Source organism: Vibrio neptunius (assembly GCA_019339365.1).
GTDB lineage: Bacteria > Pseudomonadota > Gammaproteobacteria > Enterobacterales > Vibrionaceae > Vibrio > Vibrio neptunius.
This window is the reverse complement of record CP079860.1, coordinates 1001908-1021365: the sequence shown is the minus strand read 5'-3', so window position 1 is coordinate 1021365 and position 19458 is coordinate 1001908. Positions and strand designations below refer to the sequence as shown.

General features: G+C 47.8%; 22 protein-coding genes. 12 read left to right on the top strand and 10 right to left on the bottom strand.

Translation table 11 applies throughout. The annotated features are described in order from the left end of the window. Nucleotides 1–51: 51 nt before the first annotated feature. The 9 genes from KW548_21325 to KW548_21285 form a co-directional block, all read right to left on the bottom strand. A complete protein-coding gene (locus KW548_21325; protein ID QXX08203.1) occupies nt 52–231 on the bottom strand; it encodes a hypothetical protein in 180 nt (59 codons plus the stop codon). 242 nt (nt 232–473) lie between these two features. Then, complete coding sequence (locus KW548_21320; GenBank protein ID QXX08202.1) at nt 474–1454, bottom strand: DUF4116 domain-containing protein; 981 nt, start codon at nt 1452–1454, stop codon at nt 474–476. 286 nt (nt 1455–1740) lie between these two features. Next, on the bottom strand, nt 1741–2616 hold the full coding sequence (locus KW548_21315; GenBank protein ID QXX08201.1) for a hypothetical protein: 876 nt from the start codon (nt 2614–2616) through the stop codon (nt 1741–1743). Between the two features lie 2 nt (nt 2617–2618). Then, nucleotides 2619–3014: a hypothetical protein gene (locus KW548_21310; GenBank protein ID QXX08200.1), complete on the bottom strand. Its 396-nt coding sequence runs from the start codon at nt 3012–3014 to the stop codon at nt 2619–2621. Next, nucleotides 3008–3559 carry a hypothetical protein gene (locus KW548_21305; GenBank protein ID QXX08199.1) on the bottom strand — a complete coding sequence of 184 codons (552 nt, stop codon included), beginning with the start codon at nt 3557–3559 and terminating at the stop codon, nt 3008–3010. Before KW548_21305 ends, KW548_21310 begins: the two co-directional genes overlap by 7 nt. 1 nt (nt 3560) lies before the next feature. Next, nucleotides 3561–4637, bottom strand: a complete 1077-nt coding sequence (locus KW548_21300) for an AHH domain-containing protein (protein QXX08198.1) — start codon at nt 4635–4637, stop codon at nt 3561–3563. 36 nt (nt 4638–4673) lie between these two features. Continuing rightward, nucleotides 4674–6170, bottom strand: coding sequence for a DUF4150 domain-containing protein (locus tag KW548_21295; protein ID QXX08197.1), 1497 nt, complete (start codon nt 6168–6170; stop codon nt 4674–4676). Between the two features lie 265 nt (nt 6171–6435). Continuing rightward, nucleotides 6436–7158 carry a glycerophosphoryl diester phosphodiesterase gene (locus tag KW548_21290; protein ID QXX08196.1) on the bottom strand — a complete coding sequence of 241 codons (723 nt, stop codon included), beginning with the start codon at nt 7156–7158 and terminating at the stop codon, nt 6436–6438. 255 nt (nt 7159–7413) lie between these two features. Then, entirely contained in the window at nt 7414–7659 is a 246-nt protein-coding gene (locus KW548_21285) for a DUF465 domain-containing protein (protein ID QXX08195.1), read from the bottom strand. 255 nt (nt 7660–7914) lie between these two features. Here KW548_21285 and KW548_21280 point away from each other — a divergent pair, with 255 nt between their 5' ends. The 7 genes from KW548_21280 (at nt 7915) to KW548_21250 (ending at nt 15760) form a co-directional block, all read left to right on the top strand. Continuing rightward, entirely contained in the window at nt 7915–8805 is an 891-nt protein-coding gene (locus tag KW548_21280) for an N-acetylmuramidase family protein (protein ID QXX08194.1), read from the top strand. A 58-nt stretch (nt 8806–8863) separates the two neighbouring features. Beyond that, nucleotides 8864–9649, top strand: coding sequence for a class I SAM-dependent methyltransferase (locus KW548_21275; GenBank protein QXX08193.1), 786 nt, complete (start codon nt 8864–8866; stop codon nt 9647–9649). Continuing rightward, complete coding sequence (locus KW548_21270; protein ID QXX08192.1) at nt 9646–11205, top strand: transporter substrate-binding domain-containing protein; 1560 nt, start codon at nt 9646–9648, stop codon at nt 11203–11205. The genes KW548_21275 and KW548_21270 overlap by 4 nt, the downstream gene beginning before the upstream one ends. Next, nucleotides 11202–11825 carry a hypothetical protein gene (locus tag KW548_21265; GenBank protein ID QXX08191.1) on the top strand — a complete coding sequence of 208 codons (624 nt, stop codon included), beginning with the start codon at nt 11202–11204 and terminating at the stop codon, nt 11823–11825. Before KW548_21270 ends, KW548_21265 begins: the two co-directional genes overlap by 4 nt. After that, nucleotides 11822–13900 carry a hypothetical protein gene (locus KW548_21260; GenBank protein ID QXX08190.1) on the top strand — a complete coding sequence of 693 codons (2079 nt, stop codon included), beginning with the start codon at nt 11822–11824 and terminating at the stop codon, nt 13898–13900. Before KW548_21265 ends, KW548_21260 begins: the two co-directional genes overlap by 4 nt. A gap of 104 nt (nt 13901–14004) precedes the next feature. After that, complete coding sequence (locus KW548_21255) at nt 14005–14781, top strand: lamin tail domain-containing protein (protein ID QXX08189.1); 777 nt, start codon at nt 14005–14007, stop codon at nt 14779–14781. Between the two features lie 16 nt (nt 14782–14797). Next, a complete protein-coding gene (locus KW548_21250; GenBank protein ID QXX08188.1) occupies nt 14798–15760 on the top strand; it encodes a hypothetical protein in 963 nt (320 codons plus the stop codon). On the opposite strand, the gene KW548_21245 is transcribed toward KW548_21250, so the two are convergent. Further along, on the bottom strand, nt 15672–15983 hold the full coding sequence (locus KW548_21245; GenBank protein QXX08187.1) for a hypothetical protein: 312 nt from the start codon (nt 15981–15983) through the stop codon (nt 15672–15674). The genes KW548_21250 and KW548_21245 overlap by 89 nt on opposite strands. Before the next feature lie 164 nt (nt 15984–16147). On the opposite strand from KW548_21245, the gene KW548_21240 reads away from it, so the two are divergent. The 5 genes from KW548_21240 (at nt 16148) to KW548_21220 (ending at nt 19386) form a co-directional block, all read left to right on the top strand. After that, nucleotides 16148–16570 (top strand): hypothetical protein, encoded by a 423-nt coding sequence (locus KW548_21240; protein QXX08186.1) that lies wholly within the window; start codon nt 16148–16150, stop codon nt 16568–16570. Nucleotides 16571–16590: 20 nt separating this feature from the next. Then, a complete protein-coding gene (locus KW548_21235) occupies nt 16591–16890 on the top strand; it encodes a hypothetical protein (GenBank protein ID QXX08185.1) in 300 nt (99 codons plus the stop codon). A gap of 48 nt (nt 16891–16938) precedes the next feature. Next, nucleotides 16939–17721, top strand: coding sequence for a hypothetical protein (locus tag KW548_21230; protein ID QXX08184.1), 783 nt, complete (start codon nt 16939–16941; stop codon nt 17719–17721). 84 nt (nt 17722–17805) lie between these two features. Then, nucleotides 17806–18513 carry a hypothetical protein gene (locus tag KW548_21225; GenBank protein QXX08183.1) on the top strand — a complete coding sequence of 236 codons (708 nt, stop codon included), beginning with the start codon at nt 17806–17808 and terminating at the stop codon, nt 18511–18513. Between the two features lie 21 nt (nt 18514–18534). Beyond that, a complete protein-coding gene (locus tag KW548_21220; protein QXX08182.1) occupies nt 18535–19386 on the top strand; it encodes a hypothetical protein in 852 nt (283 codons plus the stop codon). Nucleotides 19387–19458 lie beyond the last annotated feature (72 nt).

The window sequence follows — 19458 nt, the reverse complement described above, 5'->3', positions numbered from 1 at the left end:
ACACCTCATGTATGGTGGAGACTTTACCACCTAATTTGGTGTCCGGGATCATTAAACCACTACACCTAACAGGTCCACCAGCTCATTACGGATAAACACCCGAGGTGGAGTTAGGGTTAGATCAAACGCCAAATCGGGTTCAACGCCAATCACCTTATGCCCCAAATGGGCCTTTACCGGGCACTGTAAATAACTCGCGGCATCGAGTTTAAAATAACCGTCAATCACCATAGTAGTTCATAGTCCTGTTCGGTACTGAGCACAATATCCCTAAGTTTTTTATTGCGCGTTATCTCGTCCAGCCAGCCATAAGAGCGATAAAATCAAGTTACTAGCAGCTTGGGAGCACTGCTTATTTATCTCGATAAGTCATAGATTTTTAAGGGCGTTTAACCAGTGTTTAAGACATTTAAAAACAATCTGTCTCAGACTATTAAACGCCCTGTTTTTTGTAGAGCCGTGAGCTTTCTACCCTACTTACCCGCAGCTAAAAGAATCTCAGGGGTTTGATTTTTTACATACTTTAATACGTGGCTATTTTGCTTTACCGCTGCCAAACAAATCTCGGTCGTTTGTTGTTTTACATGGCGTAGTGCGTAACCATTTTGTTTTACCGCTTTAAGACAAATCTCAGGGGTTTGCTCTTTTACATAATTTAATACCATACCGTTCTGCGTTACCGCTGCAAGACAAATTTCAGGCGTTTGCTGATCAATTTCCTGTAATACAGAACCACAATTCTTTGCCGCCTCAAGACAGATCTCAGAGGTTTGATCTTGTACCATTGATAATACGCGGCCATTTTGTTTTACCGCTTCGCGGCAAATCTCAGCGCTCTGCTCTTTGACATAGCGTAGTGCGTTGCCATTTTGCCTTACCGCTGCAAGGCAAAGTTCCGGCGTCTGCTGTTTTACATGCTCTAATATATTGCCATCTTGCGTTACCGCAGCAAGACACAGCTCAGGGGTCTGCTCTTTAACATGCTCTATTGCATAGCCGTTCTGAGTAACCGCAATAGCACATATCTCAGGGGTCTGCTGTTTTACAAAACGTAACGCATTGCCATTTTGCTTAACCGCTGCCAAGCAAAGCTCCGGTGTCTGTTCCTTTACCTGTTGGAGCGCTAAAGCACTGTGTTGAATGGCAGCCAAACAAATCTCTGGAGTTTGTTGTTTGACAAAGCGTAATACGTAGCCAGTTTGCTTAACCGCCTCAAGGCAAATCTCTGCGGTTTGTTCTTTTACATGGGGTAGTGCCCATCCACTGAGCTTTACTGCTGTAAGACACAGTTCAGGGGTTTGGGTTTGTACATACTGCAATGCTTCGGGGTGAGCTTGGATCGCAATATTGCAAAGTTCAGGGGTTTGGTTTTTAATCTCACTCAACGCGGAGTCGTCTAGTTTGAGCCTGATTAACATTTGCTCTAGCTCTGCTGTGTCGTGGTTAGTGTCCATGGTTATTTCCTTAGTTTTTTTGATTAAGCGTTGTCAAATCAAGCTGGAGTTCAACAACATAACCCAATAACGTCATAAAGTTTCGTCAATGTTAAGGTTGAAAATTTGGTTTAGATTAGACTTTGTTCAATATGTTCGATACTTACTTCATTCATAATGACGCCCCGTCGTCAATTTGATCTCTTCTCTAACCACCTATCAGCATATGAAAAGCGTTTTATCACTAAGATGTATTGAGGGGAAATATAAGCCCCTTAGCAGAATAGGCTTAGGGGCGAGCGTCAGCTTAGTGGGCAAGGGCTTTTGCGTAATCGTCCAGCTCTTGTTCTTCCAGTAACTCGATGACCTCATCCAGCGGAAGCTGATAGCCCAATTCCATCAGTTTTTTAACCAATTGCAATTGCTTATCATGAAAGTATTCATTCTCAATCGCAAAACCCCATGGTAAATCAGCGATAATGTGTTGATTGGGTTTTTGTAATAAATACTGCTCAAACACAATAGGATCAAGGCAAAACACGAGCCCCAAGAAAGAATTAAAGTCATTGCCATTATTGAAAGGCAGATTAATATCGATGCCTTTTTCAATTAACTTTTTAAATGCAGCCCTGCCTTTTTCTTCTGAATTACGCTTTTTCCAATAATTATTAAGTATTATTGCTCCCGCAGCAAAGTTAATGGCCTCTGGTTTTATATGGAAGTTATCCAGAAGATAGTTGAACATTTCAAACTCACTTCTGCCGTCAAAGACCCAGTACAGCAAGCCATCATGATCCACTCTTCCGCCGAGTAAAATTATATTTTTTATATAATCCAAATAAAAATCTTGGCCAAGTTGGTAAATAGTTTCCGAGCCGGATAGATATAAGGTACCATCGCGCTCTAATGGCGCCAGTATTTTGACCAATGGACAGTGTTCATAAGACAAGTCCATATCTTCGACATCACTATTATAGTATTCCAGAACATTGAGCTCGGTTAAGATACCAGCCCTAAGTAATACTCGGATTCGTTCAAAATTGGTTTCTTCACTAAAGTTGCTATCTTTAAGAATGGCATCTATCACTTCCCATATCTGGAAGTAAGACTTAATTTTTGCCACCGCTGAAAAGTTGGCTTGGGCTAGGCATTGGTTGATACGCTCCATGGTCGGTTCAGTCATAGTTACACTCTGTATTCAATATCCCTAAGTTTTTTATTATGCGTCATCTCGTCCAGCAGTGTTAGTGAAAGGTATAGAGCTTGCTGGTAGTAAAATACCGCGGGCAGGGCATCATCGGCCTCCACTTTAGGCAGGCTAAAGTGGTCCGCGGTGATCACGCTAAAGTTTTGATAGGCATGTGTATTGTTTGGGTTAAGGTAAGCGCCCTGAATTAGTTTAGGCGTAAGCTCACCTAATAGATCCACCAGTTCATTGCGGATAAATACCCGAGGTGGGGTTAAGGTTAGGTCAAACGCTAAATCTGGCTCAACGCCAATCACCTTATGCCCCAAATGGGCCTTTACCGGGCACTGTAAATAACTCGCGGTATCGAGTTTAAAATAGCCGTCAATCACCATAGTAGTTCATAGTCCTGTTCGCTGCTGAGCACAATATCATCATGAAAAGACACCAGCTTATCACGCAACCCCTCGCTGACCATATACTGAATAGCGTCGAGGCCGTTTAAGCGAAATAAGGTAAAATCGGCCTCGGTCTGTTGGGTGAGGGGCGTGGTATCAAGCACGACTTCCTCTAGGTCACCGTCTTCATCAACGGTAGATTGGGCGAGGTCGATAAGATCAAATTCTTGGCGCGTGTCAACACGGTAATAGTTAAAGGTGATATCGTCACTAAAGCGAATCTGCACCGGCACTATATACAGGCCACGGGCGCCGCTGCTGGCGAGAATTTGGTAAATCTCTTCATCGACAAATAGGCCATCACCGTCGTAGAGCTTTTTACGATACATCGAAGGCACTTGTAGGCTTCTGTAGGGCAAAGGGCGGGCGGTAGACAGCTCGGTTTGGCTAATAAAAAGCTGGGCGAGATCATGCTCAGGAACCAGTAAATCCGTTAGCTTGTTGTAGTTTTCATTTAAAAAAAACACTTGTGGACTGGTCATATTAGGCGGTCTCGGTTTGTTTGTTATCTTGGGTGGCTGTCGTTTTTGAGGAACTTGCGGACATGATCCACTCGACTTCAGTGGCGACTTTCATCCCCATCCTACGTAACTTTTTCCTACCTTCCTCAATGTGCAAAAAGTATTGTAAATCATCTTCATGCTCTCGCTTAGAGGCGCAGGGTAAAGTTTGTAATGTACCTTTGGCACTTTCACGGCCGCTGGCTTTTGTGGTGCCCTCATCATCGACAATGCCCTCACCATGGATATAAGAGGTAATTAACCGCGTATTGCAGCACCCTGCAAGATTACCTTTTCCAGGTTTATAGTCAGCACCATGTTCGTGTAGCAACCAGTGAAACTTGGCAAGCTTTTTAAGAATTTTTTTTGACACTTGATTCATATCAGCTATAAATTTATTGTGATCTAGATCCTTTTTGCATTTAAAGTGTTTAACGATCACTTGATGCACCAATTTTAACACTTTGGCATGGTAGCCTGCTTTCTTGTCGTCAAATTTCCCCCAAACTTTTTCCTTACCAATTTGGCTGGCCAAGATACTCTTAGTTGAAGCAAGTGCAGGTGCCGAAAGTTCGTACTTATGTCCACCTTCATGGAGCGGCACACCAAGATAACAAGCCACAACAGTACTGTTAGGTAAAATCAGCAGATTATGTGGGCTGTTGACGTTGTAACCGATATCATTCTCAATCACGTCAGTAAAATGTCTGGTTAGGGCTTCGGTCACGCAGCATGAAATTAAATGGTGTGGGGTTAGCAAAGAAAATTTTGTATAAAACGGATTGCTAATATCCTGCTCAGTGGCCCAAGGATGGTGGATTATCCACTCCTCCTTTGCCTGGACCATACCGACTTCTTTAACGAGTTCTTTCAAAGGTGGTATTGCAGCAATGCAAGCGTTTAAAGTATCACTACCACTACCTCTCTCAGCGCTACCCTCAAATTCCCTAGTGTCTCCGCTAAACTGGCCAGGTTTGCTGTTTTTATCTTCTAACCATTTGAGATATTTTTGCCACGTGCCTACGCCCCCTTTAGGAGCCGGAATACGTCCTGTTGCCATTAGATCACCTCATGTCCTACACAGCTGCCATCTTGTTTATTGGTGGCTTTTTTTGCCCTTTTTCTTCTTAACACGGTTGCAGATCCTACATGTCCCCGCGCCCTTTTTCTTTTCATTGGCTTTGGTGGTTTTATTGCCGCTTTGTGATGTGCCTTTACCACCACTGTGGTAAGTCTTGGCAGGGAATACATCATCAGCCTTGCCTAACACCGATTGGAATAAGTGGTCAAAGCTATCGGTGGCTTTGGCGATATTGTCGGCCGCCAGTTTCTCGAGGGTTTTTAACTCGCTAACCAGATCGAGGAAATACTCACCCAGTGTATCGGCGCCAATGCGGTTGGCCGATGAAGCCAGCTCAAGGCCAATTTCTCGACAAGGTTTGATCACATCTGACAAGATTTCTGAACATTGTTTGGCGTAGCTGCTCCAGTCAAGCTCACGCAGAAACTTTTCTGGGTCGCCTTTGCCAAGGGCACGCATAATAGCGAGTAAATCGTCTTTGGGTGTCTCTTTACCCAGCTTTAATACCACTTTACAGGTGCCTTTCATGGCGCTGCCAAACAATGGGATACAGCCAATCAGGGTGAGGGTCAACATCAGCCAGTTTTCGGGCTCTTCTCTTGCGTCTTCATCGAGGAGCTTGAGTATGTTGGCGGCGAGGTCACGCAAATCGGCGACTTGGTCGACCACAGGTATCATGGTAATGGCGGTGTTGGCGATGATCTGCTCAACGGTGGCGTTGTTGTTGAAGTCACCGAGGATCACCCCCCATACCCAGCTGGCAACACCCGAGGTTTTGCGCCAAGCGTTTTCCCAAAAGCCCAACTCGCCTTGCTTGGCGTTGTCGACCAATTGGCTTGGTTCTGTCATCGGGTTGAATCTTGGGTTGGCTTTGGTGGGCATATTTGGGGTGAACTCGCGAGTATCTTCGCCGTATTCCACCTCAAACTCACCCGGTGCAACGCCACTCACCGCTGCCTTGCCTTTGTTGTCAAGGTTGCCGGTAAAGTTTGCGCCCTTTGAATCCACCAGCGTGTAACTGGCGCCTTGAACTGGATCACCATCGGCATACGACAGGGCCAAATCGACCGTGTAGGTGCCTTCTTGATCTTCCGTAACCGTGACCGACGGGTTTTGTGCCCCGCCAAGGCACATGGTGTTGGCTTTGTTCATGGTCATCTGGTCACTCAGACGACAAACGCCTTTGCCTTCCATGCTCACCGTTGGTGAGGCAGAAATAAACTTGGCTTCGGCTTCAATGGTGCCAGATGCGACGCCTTTCTTGTCGCCACCAGCATCGCCTGTGCTTTTTGAAAATTTACTGCCCTTAATCGCAACGCTGTTACCGCCGTCCATGGTGACCGTTGTGGTGCCATCAACCAGATCCGACGATTTTGCGTTGTTGCCATAAGGAATAGGAACAACGGCATTGCCTACCGTTGTTAAACACACATCCGGCAGTGTTGCATTGGCTTCGCCGCCCGATCCTTTGTGTATAACACTGAGCCCATTTGCGCAAACAGTGACGCCCATAGTCAACCCTTACCTAGTGATAATCGAGTGTCTATGATATAAAACTAATGACGCATATATCCAATTAATTGCCTAGTGAAAATGCCTTTTTTGATAGTTAAAATCACTGAAGTTGATATTTTTCGCACAACCTCTCACTAAGGCCGTGTATTTTTTGTTGACTAAGTATTTTAGAGAGTGGTCGTTGTGTAGAGCATGGCAGCCAACCCGCCAGTGGATCGTGGTTAACCTAGTGATCCTAGGTAAGGATCGGGTTGGCGTTAGCTTACTGCTCTGATGGCGACGAGAATTGGTTTGGCTTATCTGTGATGATGTAATCCACCCCCAAATCATAAAAGGCTTGTGCTTGTTCGGGTGCGTTCAAAGTCCAGATATGTAATACCAAGCCAGCATGTTTAATCACCTTGGCTATCTTGGCATCCAAAATGTGGTGATCGATATGGATGCTGAACAAACCCAAGTCTTGCAACGACTCTAAGCTAAAATCATTCCACACTTCACAGATGAATCCGCGTTTTACCTGTGGGATCAGCGCTTGGCAAATCGCCAGAGCCTCTTTGCTGAAGCTAGATAAAAGCAGTTTGTCCAAGGGGTAGTTTTTCTGCTTGACCACCTTAACCACTTGCTCTATTAAGGTGTCCATGGTTTTGTCATTGTAGGTTTTTAACTCAAGGTTGAGTGTTAGCCCGAGTTCGGCACATTTGTCTAATGCCTCTTCGAGTGTTGGAATGGTTATGCCCGCAAACTGTGGGCCGAACCAGCTGCCCGCATCGAGTGCTTTAAGCGCCTTGGCATCGAGCTGTGACACCTTACCTTTGCCATTGGTACAGCGATCAACCGTCTGATCGTGAATGATAACCGGAATGTTGTCGGCGCTCAGTTGGGTGTCGATTTCTACCCATAACGCCCCTGACTTGGCGGCGTATTCAATGCTCACCAAAGTGTTCTCTGGTGCTAACGACGCCGCACCACGATGGCCTGTGATCATAGGGTACTCTCAATTTTGCTGGGCAAACTCAACAACCATAAGTTGGTTTTACCATTAATTATGCTTTGGGCTCTAATGTAGCGAAAAAACCGCATCATGGTTGGCGGTTAGCTGACTATTGTGAGGCCTAGTGCAAAATTGGTGTCTATCAACTAGCTAAATATCAAAAGCTAATAGAGCCTAAACAAACCCAAAGCGCTGATTGACGCGCATAAAAAAGGGCGACCGCGCGCCCTAGCATCAAGCGGTAGCCACTTACTGATGCGCGCTTACCAGACGTTTATGCAAGTCATCTTTCATCACCGCACGGTCATGTTTCATCTTATGCATTTCTTCATCGCTGAGTGGTGAGTCCATCAGTTCTAGCTTGCGGATTTCTTTATCCAGCGAGTCATAGGACTTCATCTCGGAGAGAAAATTGTCATCCATTTTGGCCAATGCACGAATGGTGTCTTTGTATTGCGGGAATTCGCTTAATAGAGAGTGATCTTCACCTAGCATAACAACCCCTTTGCTGATCTTGGTGGATTTGAGTGGTTAATTTTTATACAAACATAGCACCATTGGGTGTTCATATTTGAGATCCAAATCGATAACTTCACACTGGGGTTCAATTCTGACCCAATGTTGACTTTGGCTGGTTCACTCCTTTGTTCGTCGGTCGCACCGAAAATTCCCTGACTCTGCCCAATTAATGCCCCCCGATTCCAGTAGCGTTTGTAGGGATCAATCAAACCAAAATAGATGGAGTCAAACATGAAAGCACTCACCTTATCCTCGTCGGTTGGCATTGGCGCAGACAACACACCCGATGATGTACTCAATGTGCAAAAAGCCCTCAACCAGATCAGTGACAAAATTGGCCTCACCGCCCCATTGGCAGAAGATGGCATCATCCGCTCAGATCTCGGACCATCGCCAACCTGTCAGGCGATCGCCGCTATGCAGAAAACGATACTCGGTTTTCATCACCCAGATAGCCGCATTGATGCCAACGGCAAGAGCCACCGTTCGCTCAACAAAGCGCTGGGCGCAGGTCAAAGCACACTGAGTTCCTTGTTCTTACCCGCGATTGAACCTATCAAAGGGTTAACTGACGATGACTACCATGACGCCGCCGATGCCCTGGGCTGTGAAGTTGCGGCGATTAAAGCCGTCTCAGATGTTGAATCTGCAGGCAGTGGTTTCTTTGAATCTGGCTTACCTTGCATCTTGTTTGAAGCGCACCAGTTCTCCAAATACAGCCAGCATCAATTTGATGATTCACACCCCAATATCTCATCTCCCAAATGGGATCGCTCACTCTATGTGGGCGGGGAAAAAGAGTATGACCGCCTCAAGCAAGCCATGGATCTCGATAGAACCGCCGCACTGAAATCCGCGTCGTTCGGCCGTTACCAGATCATGGGTTTTAACCACAAGGCCGCCGGCTACGACGATGTGGAAAGCTTCGTGCGTGACATGTTCTTTGCGGAGCGCCATCACCTGATGGCCTTTGTTCATTTCATTAAATCCAACGCTAAGCTGCACCAAGCGATACAAGCGCTCGACTGGCCGACGTTTGCCCGCCACTACAATGGCCCCGGCTATGCGGAAAACCGTTACGACGAAAGACTGGAGTCCGCCTACCAGACTCATTCAGCTTAAGCGGCTTGCGCAGGGCAACCTGCGCAACATTCATTCAGGCGAAGAAAGGAGTCTATTCATGAACAATGTCCAAGCCACAACCATCGCCCAATCTTATGATGATTATTATCGCATCGGCCTCTATCAGGCTCGCTATCCAAAAGCCAATATTCGAGTCCTTAATACCCTCTTTCAGCACGCGCAATTTCTCGGTCAGGATTCGTTAGCGCTGGACTATGGGTGCGGAAACGGGCGCTACAGTTATCCGATACTGAAACAGACCAATTTACATCTCTATGGCTTTGATATCAGTGACATAGCAGTCCAACAAGCCAAGCAGGTAACACAACCATTCTCTGAACGCGCCGATTGGTTCAGTGACCAGCATCACCTTGAACAACACCTGAAAGATCGCAATGGGGCGGTGCAATTAGGTATGCTACTTTTTGGTGTGATGAGCCACATCCGAGAGCAGAAAGAACGGGTTAAGTTACTCAAATGGTTCCACAAACAACTGGACCAAGATGGTTCACTGATCTTATCTGTGCCTAATCGGCGTCGGCGTTTCCTCACTCTGCAATGGCGGCAGAGAAAGCAACAAAACTTGCCCGGCGATATTCAATATCATCGCTATCAATCCGGTCGGAAAATCCCTCTTTTTTATCATCTTTACACTGTAAATGAGATCAGGGCAGAGCTGATTGAAGCCGGGTTTGACGTCGAGAAAGTCACCGCTGAAAGTATTTTCCCAGAGCGTTTTGTGATCCAGAATTCTGTGATGGCGTTGCTAGATAATCTGTTATGCAATCTCCTGCCCGCTTCGCTGGGATACGGTTTATTGGTGGTCGCAAGGAGGCGGGCATGATGCGTTTCCTTCCTCTCGTCATGGGTGGTTGCTTGCTGCTGGCGTTCCATGCTCAGGCGCAAGATCTACTGAGCAAAATTAAACAATCTGAGCGGATTGTGATTGGCGTCAAAGCCGATTATCCACCTTGGGGAATGCTCGACAGCAGTAACCAACCGGCTGGATTTGAACCCGACTTAGCCCACATGATCGGTGATGCGCTCAATGTTGAGGTGGAATTCAAAACCGTCACGAGTGCCAACCGTTTTCAAAAGCTTAATGAAGGGCAAGTCGATATGTTGATTGCCACGGTTGGTGACTCGATGCAACGTCGCCAGCGCGTGCGTATGATCACGCCTCACTATTTCCGCAGTGGCGTCACCGCACTGACCCACAAGTCAAACCGCGTCGAAAAATGGACAGACTTGATCGGCCAGCCGGTCTGCCTGACCGCTGGGGCGTATTTTAATAAGTCTCTGGTCCAGAATTATCGCATCAAACCCATTATTCTGATGAGCAACCGAGATGCAAAACTGGCACTTTTGACCAACAAATGTCAGGCATGGGCCTACGACAGTGGCATTTTGTTCCACTTATCGAAGCAGAAAGAGTGGCGTGACTATCGTGTTGATGTCGAAACCATCATGCCAATCCACTGGTCGATGGTGACTCGCAAAGATACGGCGTCGCAGTCTCTCGCACACTGGTTGTCACGCTTTATGGCAAGCCGTATCAGAGACGGCCGCTTGAAGAGTCTCGCCCAACAATGGCAGCTACCAGAACAAGACTACCTCGCGCAGCAACACAAAAACTGGAACACCGTGGATGAGAACGGCGATTTGGTGTGTCAGGCGGATGGCGATCAGGTAACAAAGAAAAAACTCTGCTTTGATAGTGTCATTTCGCTAGGGCAACAAGGTGATAAACAGTTTTGGCCGTTTGACCAGTTCGATACTGAGCGGCTTATTCAGTCTATGCTCCACACCGCACTATTCACTGTGGTTTCGATCTTAACCGCCATCGCGTTGGCTTTGGGGTTTACGCAAATGACCATCAGTGCCAAACGCTGGATCGCCAAGCCCGTCGCTTTTCTCACTCACCTGCAAAGCTCGATTCCGCCTATTTTGATGCTTTACCTGATTTACTTCGGTGCGTTGTCTTTCTGGAACGAACACGGCCAACACTGGCTACTAAGCGGGGCCAGTGTTGCTTGGTTGGTGTTGGCGCTATACACCGCCTCCGGCATCAACAACCTAGTGACCGCCGATGCGACGTCACGGCTTGGCTTAACTCAGCGCTATCTTCATCACAGTGCCGGGGTGAAAGCTAACTTGGTCAATCTTGCCAAAGCCGCCGGTATGGCAAGTGTCATCGCTTCACCCAATGCGGTTCTGGTGGTCAACACCTTGGTCTCCAGCTCGGGTTACCCTGTTTTGCTGATGACACTTTTGGCTGTGTTTTATTATCTTGAGGTGCTGCTGTTTGCCTATCTGGTCGGCAAGCTTTTCACTCGCTATTCCGATTTTCTCCAACGACAAGCATCGCCCGACATCAACAACAAAGGAGCGTTGCAATGATTCTATCGGATATGACGTTATGGCTGTCGCTCACCTACTCCTTCAGCCTGAATATTCTTATTGCTATCTCGGCGATGACGATAGGTTTTCCTGTCGGCTCTCTGCTCAGTCGCGGAACCAATCACACTCAGGCACCTATCAAGTGGCTGGCGAAAGGGGCTCAGTCGTTGCTGTGTAATGTGCCCAGTTTCGTCATGCTGTTTTATCTTGCGCTGATCGTCCCCTCACGCTGGGAAATGATGGGCTTTGAAATGCATGTCCCGGCTTTGGGTAAAGCGATTATTGCTCTGGCGATCCCCGTGATGGGTTACAGCTGTGATTTGGCGACACAAAAACGCCACAAGGGTCAGTCCTTCTCGCTATCGGCGGTGAATCAGTTTTTTCTGGTGATCCTAATGGCGTCGACGACGGCATCGGCGATTGGTGTCGACGAAATACTCGCCACCGCCAACGCTTACATCGCGTCTTCAGGTCAAGCCGACGCAATATTGCCGATTTACACCATGGTGGCTTGCTTTTTCATCGTCAGCGGCGCTTTGTGTCAGAGCTTTTTGAAAACCTTTATCACACTCGCGGAAAAGCGCCAACAGCCCCCTATTAACGCGGGAGACGAATCATGATCAAACCGTCCGAACTTGAGTATTACCATTTGCGTTGGGTCACGGCGCTTATCTGGTCTGCCGCGGCTTTTATCGCTATTACTATTTATCAGTTGCACGCCGAGGTTGATACGGATATTCGTCATCACTTGGTTGAACAAAGCCACGCCGCCACTGAGGCGATTAACAAGCGTTTAACTGAGTTGTCGGAGAAAACGGAACTGCTCGCATCGGCGCTCAAACAGCGGCAGCGCAATGATCAGGAACTGCGCGATTTGATCACTCAGTCCGTGATGACAACCCAAGGGGCACATCGCGGTGGTGTCGCCTTTCGCAAAAACCGTTATTCAGATCCTGCCAGTCCTTTGTATTCGCCGTACTTTCAAAAAAACGGAGACAATCGCCACAACCAGCAGATCTCGGAGCGTTATGACTACACCTTGCCAGACCGAGTCAACAACGGCCCTCGTACTTTCTGGTTCCATCAACCGATGGCAAAAGGCAGTATGTGGATGGAGCCTTACTTTGGCACCAATGCCAACACCTGGTTGGCGGAATTCATCGTACCGTTTGAGTCCAGCTACGATGGACAGATGGATAATGGCTTTGACGGTATTGTGTTTCTCAACTTCTCGCTCAGTAGCTTAACCAAGCAAGTGTTAAATCTCGATCTTGGCAGCCAAGGCTTTGGTATGTTGATTTCACGTACGGGTCAGATATTGGCGTATCCGAACCAATCGGTGCTGGGCAAAGATATCTACAGCTTAGACCCTGCTGAGTACCCTCTTCTCGCTGCTATCTCGGAGCAACTGACGAAAGGGGATCTGTCGACCTTTTCTCATCCGGTGACCGGGCGTGAGGAGTGGATGGTTTTGAGCGATATCGATGGACTCGATGCGCAGCTTGGGCTGATCATTGATGCCGATGAACTCAGAGCATCGACCACTTCGGATGCGGGCTACCATGATCTGATTTGGTTTCTGGCGATTGCCGGTTTCATCATTTTTGTGGCTTCATTGCGTTTTCCCGATGGGTCACGCGCCAAATTACGGCGCTTGTTTACTGTGTTGTCGCTGTGCCTGTTGTCATACCTGCTTTTACTTTGGTATCAGGCTTTAGCGCCAAAACCACTCAGCAAAGGCGAAGCCCTGTTAGTCAATGAGGAAAGTGCTTACCTCGCATGGCAAACCCAATCTCCAGCAGGTCAGAAGGCCTCTTCGGATCACGTTCATCAGATTAACTTAACCGTTGAATCCTTGGATTTGGTCGAAGCGGATCAGGTCAGTATCGTTGGCAAAATCATCACCTCAGATCAGGCCACCGATGAGCCACCACTGCACATCAACAACTCGCTCAATACCTCTTGGTCTCTGATTCGGGAAAATGAAGGGTTTCAGCTGTGGCAGTTTGTCGCACTTATCAAACAGCCTTTTGATTACGAGTCTTTTCCGTTTGACCGTGAGGTGATCGAACTGACTATGATCCCGAGGCCAGACTCAGGCTATCTGATGCTGGTTCCGGAGTTTGACAGCTACCCTTCGATGCGACCCGAAGACCTGCCCGGCATCAGAATGGCGGAACACGATTTTGGCAGCTGGAAACTGCTACAAAGCTACTTTAGCTATCAAACTGACAAGCTCTACAATGGGCATCAAACCGTCAATTTGAATTACAACATGGTCATACAGAGGATTATTACGGGGCCTTTGATCAGCCATATCATGCCACTGCTGGTGGTGAGTTTTCTCACCTATTGCATGCTATTGCTATGGACCAAAGATGAAAAGCAGCAGGCCTTATGGGGGTTTAACACTGCCACTGTTCTCCAATATTGTGCTTCGCTGTTTTTCATCTTGGTCATTGCCCATGTCGCGCTGCGAGAGGAGTTGAATGCTCAGGGGGTTATCTTTATCGAGTACTTCTATTTCCTCGCTTACTTGCAGATTATTTTTACCTCCATCGGTGCGCTTGCGTACACCACGGAGATGAAAATTCATGCATTGGAATATGAGCAAGGGTTGCGGGTCAAACAATGGTACTGGCCGCTGTTACTCATGCTCTCGCTGATCATTACCCTGCTGTTTATCGAAAAATAGCGCAACGTCGATTAGCAGCAATTCTGGTTAGAAACCCCCGAGTATCTGTCGGGGATTTTGCTACATTGGACAGGTTAAATGCCTCAATCAACAAGGAGTGACACGTGTCAGCCAATACTCAATACATTCAACAGGAAGTCCTTAAAGTCCTCGATCAACTGTCCATGCCAGACAGGCACTCACAACAAACCATGGATGAATGCTGGCAAAAACTCAACCAATTGCAGATGCTCGATCAGATTGACATTGCCTATCTGGATTTTAAAGGAACCCGCTCTCCATTGGATGAGTCCATCACTATTCATAATCGAGGTGATATGACCGCCGACATCAGTGGCTGGCACATTCAGGCAGGGTCACCGGATCAGCAATACATTTTCCCAGAACACACCTATTTATCGCCATACGAATACATCAAAATTGACACCTCGGGTCAATCAGAGCATAGCTTCAGTTCTAACCAGCCAGTGTGGAACAACCGAGGCGACCTAGCGACTTTGGTTAACCAGCATGGCCAGACGGTTTCCAGCTTCGTCTACGGCGATAAAGCTCACCCTCATGCCATCATCAGCCACGTTAATTATGACGGCAAAGAGTTTCGCAGCGAAGGGGACGAGTACGTTGAAATACACAACACATCCGAGCATACCCTTGATCTGAGCAACTGGCGTTTAGAAGCGCTACGCAATGACCATTGCTTTGTGTTTCCTGAAAACACTCAACTGGCACCGCTGACTTCCTTACGCGTTTTTACCAATAAAGCGTCACTTGAAGATAATGAATACAGCTTTAATAGCCCGACCGCGCTTTGGAATAACGACGGTGGCGGTTGCAAGCTGATTGATTATCAGGACAGAGAAGTCTCCAGTTATCACTATTAATCAGAGGAGATAGCCGTTGGCGAGTGACTCACTAGTAAAATCACGGACTCCGGAATCGAGCCCAGAGTCTGATTTACAACAACTGATCCGTGAAGGTATCCAGTTACTGCAATACGTTGCTCGCCATGGTGATCTCACCATTGATCCCACTATTGCCGAAGGCATCTATCGCGCCAAGTACCGCATTGATACTCGTCACTGGAGCGTAGAAGATGAAACCTTGCTGCTGCAATGCTACGACCGCTTAGCCAAGCAGGTTTACCCTGTCACAGTCGAGAGCATCAAAGCCGTGGTGCCTGAGACTAAAGCGGGTAAGCTCGAACGGCCAGGCGCCTCACGAGTGATCACTTGGTATCGACGCTACACCGTCTTGACCCTGATTTTCCTACTGATCGTGCAGATGTACTACTTGTTTGGCTACGCTCTAACGCAAAACCTGCTTACTTCAGTCGGCTCAACGGACACGTTCAATTCGCCCATGCCGCCCGATATGGAAGCAAACTATCAGTTACTGAGGAACTGGAATCACATCTGGTTAGGTGGCCGCAACATCCCTCTCGATGCCACGCGCACCGAAAATGAAGATTCCCCTGTTGAATATTCGGCTAACCTGATTGCCGCTCAGTCAGTATTGCAAATGCTACAAAACTACATTCTGCCACTGATGTATGGCCTGCTGGGGGCGTTTATTTTTGTTCTGCGTAGCCTGCTGCAACAAGTGAGAACACTGACCTACACTGCCAGCAGAGAAGTGGGGTATCGACTGCGCCTCACCCTCGGCTGTTTAGCGGGAATGATAACCGGCTGGTTACTCAAACCGGAAATGGGCGACATGGCACTGTCGCCAATGGCACTGGCCTTTATCGCCGGTTACAGCATTGAGGTGTTGTTTACTTTGCTTGATCGTCTGATTGATGGGGTTCGTCGTCAGTCTGATTCTCCTCCTGATGCTTCTTCAACGGGGCGAGCGCCTGATTAGCCATCATCGGAGCCTGCTCAACAAAAGTTTTAACCAATTTGGCGACCAATTCGAGAGACTCTTTCTGCAAAGACTCCAATTTATCCACTCCCTGCAGTACGGCCGTGACTTTGTTATGTACTTTGACCTTCTGCTTCACTTGCTCTGGCGTCATCTTGAGCTTTTGCAATTTCGGCTTGTAGGCTTTTTTGATCAATTTAAGGGTACTGATTAAATCTGACATAAGGTTTCCTGCTGATTTGCCCTGCTTTTAACTTATCACTCAGCAATAAAGAATCACGGTCAAATAACCCAATTATTCAGCCATTTAGCCTGAGCTAATCACCCTGCTTTCAAGTCATCATGGCGTGAAACCCGAAAACTAACACCGAAAACTAAGGACACACAATGAAAACCCATTACCTCGGCTGGATCGCCGCCTGTTTGATATTACTGAGTGGCTGTACTTTGCGCTTGGTGGCTCCCTACGACCCTCAGACCGTTCAGCAGGCACAAAGTATCGAACGTGATATCGACTACCTCTACCTGAGCCTGCAAGCACTACCTGAAAGCGAACGTCGCTACCGTGAGTTCAGTGAACAATACCTCAACATCGACGTGAACGTTCGTGGATTAGAGCGCAGGCAACAAAGGCGTGAGCAAAATCAAGAGACCATTAAGCAAGCTCAAACACTGGTTCAGTTTTGGCAGCAGGACATGAAAGCCCACAAGGAGAAGCAAACCTTGTCCGATTTTCTTATCAAACGTCGAATAGACCAATACGAACGGCTTATCGACGCATTAATTCGTGGTGAGCTTGCCAAACAGTAATTGATACAAGGAGTAGAAAAATGACACCAAGCCTAGATAACCTGATTGAACAAGTGACTAACCAAATTGAAGATTCACCGCTAAAGAACCTGATGACCAGTGCACTGACCGTGACGCTGGATAAGCAAAAAACCACCTTACAAGAGCTGATAGACGCGAGAAATAATGGTGATTTAACCAACGAAGAATTTGAGCTAGAAATGTTGCGTGAAAAGCAAATCGCTGAGGCCGAAATGCTGACGTGGCAAATCAGCGCAAAATCCGAAGTGCAGAAAATCATCAATAAAACTTTTAGCACACTGGTGGAGACACTGGTGTAACTGTTTCTGGCGGGAACCTCCCGCCAATCTTGATCATAAGGGGGAAGCATGGGCAAATATCGACGCCGCCGAGTCGTATGGGTTCCTCGTGGCTACCGACTTAAATCCCGCTATCGTAAAGCGAACAAGATTCTCTCGCCAGAGGCCACTGCGCAAGAAGACACTGCTGTTTCATCACCTGAAGAAGCGGACGAAACGCCACCCGTTTCCCTGGCTCACCAAGATTCATCTTCAGCAATAGAACCACTCATGCAAGAGGCGGCAGAAGTGACAAGCAAGACAAACACTGAAAGTAAACTGGCGGAATTTGATGCTGGCTTTAACCCTTATCAAAGCTATGTGCAAGATCTGGCACGTTGCCTGACCAGCATGCCTAAAGGTGTGTTTAGCAACAGCACCGACGAACAACCTGAAGCTGCTAACGATTCCGGCGATGCAGGGGCACCGGTCGATGATCGAAAAAAGCCATCCGAGCCCGCGCGCCCAAAATCTGGTAGTGAGCGTAGCAGGCTCGAACCAAGCACGGCGCCACCAGCCGCTGGCGAAGCAAAAGCCACAGCGAACGTCAATGAGATCAACTGGTGTCAACCTTCGAGCTATTCAGGCCATTCAGGTTCCCCCTATCGCTTCGAGTTTGTCGCCAGTGAACCAGCCGTTCATAAACAAAAAACCGCAATACCAGCACAAGACCACCTCGACGATCAAGAGGTGGAGAAAAACAGAAAAACAGTAGAGTTCTCCGGCCTTTCAAAGCCTGACAATCAATCTCGACCCCATCTTCGCTGGCTGACGGGCGTGCGCTCCTGCATGCGTGCAACGGATCATCAATAACCCCAAAAGAGTGAACTATTGCACCAAGTATGCAAGGCCTGAAAAACCTATTCTGCGGAGGTAACTACTCAACAGGAGAAACCAATGAGACAACTACTATTTCGCCTTTGCGAAGCTTCTGACGGACGTACCTTCGCCTTCCTGACTGACCAGCCAGACGTTGAAGATTATTTTGATAGCGGCTATAAGGTCGCTTACAAGTATCGAGACGGGCATAAAGGGAAACAACTCCTCGCCCGCTGGCGAAGCTCCTATTCGGTGAAATCACAGAACTATACTCAGGTTCCAGAGCAAGATGAACTGCCTGAAGGTGTGCAAAACGCGTTTGATACTATGATCTCTAGCCTGATCCCAGGTGTCGATGTCTTCTTCTGCGACTACAACTTAGCCATCGAAGCCGACCTGCCCATTTGCAATCAGGTGATGGACCACTACCGTTCGACCGATTTCGTCCTTTTCTCGTGTGAAGAGTTGATCGGTAACGACCCAAACACTCAGCCTTACATGGTGTCTTATGCTGCCCCTCGCTACCCAGAGTCTGGCAACACAGGCAGTCAGCATCGCATTTATAGTAAAACGGATGGGTTCGCTTTTGCTCAGGCAGTGAATGCCATCGTCAATCAGAGGGATCGCGATGCGTTAAACGGCGGACATATTCGCTCCGAAGTGGATACTTACATCAGTGAGCCTTCGGTCAAAGAGTCGGTCGCAGAACAGGTCATCAACCGCTTTGTCGAAACGCTGCCGCAGTTTAACAGTGACGTTAAAGCCCTCAGCGCACCCACTGAATAATCCCAACCGGGAGGACTCTTAATGCGATCAGACCAAATGTATTATGCGGCCTTTAGCGCCGCATTAATGGCCGGAGCAGAACCCGGCCTCGCCCAGCGGCTGGCGTACCAACTGGCTTATCTGGCTCTTTCCTCCCCAGTGCAAGAGGAACCGCCAACTTGTGACAGCTCATCCGATCTACCTCAATGGTCACCACACTCACAAGCTGGTAAACCGATGTCGATACGCCCGATTAACCCTCTTAGCCATGTAGATTGGCTCAAAGGTGGTGCACTGAATGAGCGAGGTTCCAGACTCGGACAGCAGGGGATTTCCGGCCGCTACCACTACTCTTATCAAACCCGAGAGGTCAATCGACCACCCAAGCAGCCTACAGCTGAAGAGAAATACGCGGGCAAGATCAATCGTGCCATCTTACTGGCCATGACCAACGCCGACAGCTTGGCTACCAGCAAATTTGTCGCCGCGCTGCATCAATATTTGACGTCGGCGACGACACAAGATGCCAAGGTTCAACATCACTTCTGGCTGCTGATGCACACGGTTCGCTGCTTCCTGTTTGGTACGACTTTCCAATGGCAGGCAGACTATGCCAACAGCACTGACACCAGACAGAAAAGCAAGCCTATGTATCCGGTGGTCAAAGCCTTGTGGTCATGCATTGAAGGGGGAATTGAAGAGCCTGAGCTTTCAGATATTTTGTCTGAGCAACTCAGTTATTTTTCTCCCTCTCAGCAAATTCAATGCCTGTCTCTCGGCACCGCCTTTCGTCCAGAACTCTTGAACGACTACAACCTTGCTAACCATGCCATCCAAAGCAGAGTCTATCTCCATGAATTGGATGATGCACAGCGCTGGCTAGAGAACGCATAATCCCAACCTAACGCCAGCATCACTTACTCTATGCTGGCTTATCCCGAGTTTTTACCCACTTCGATTGATACT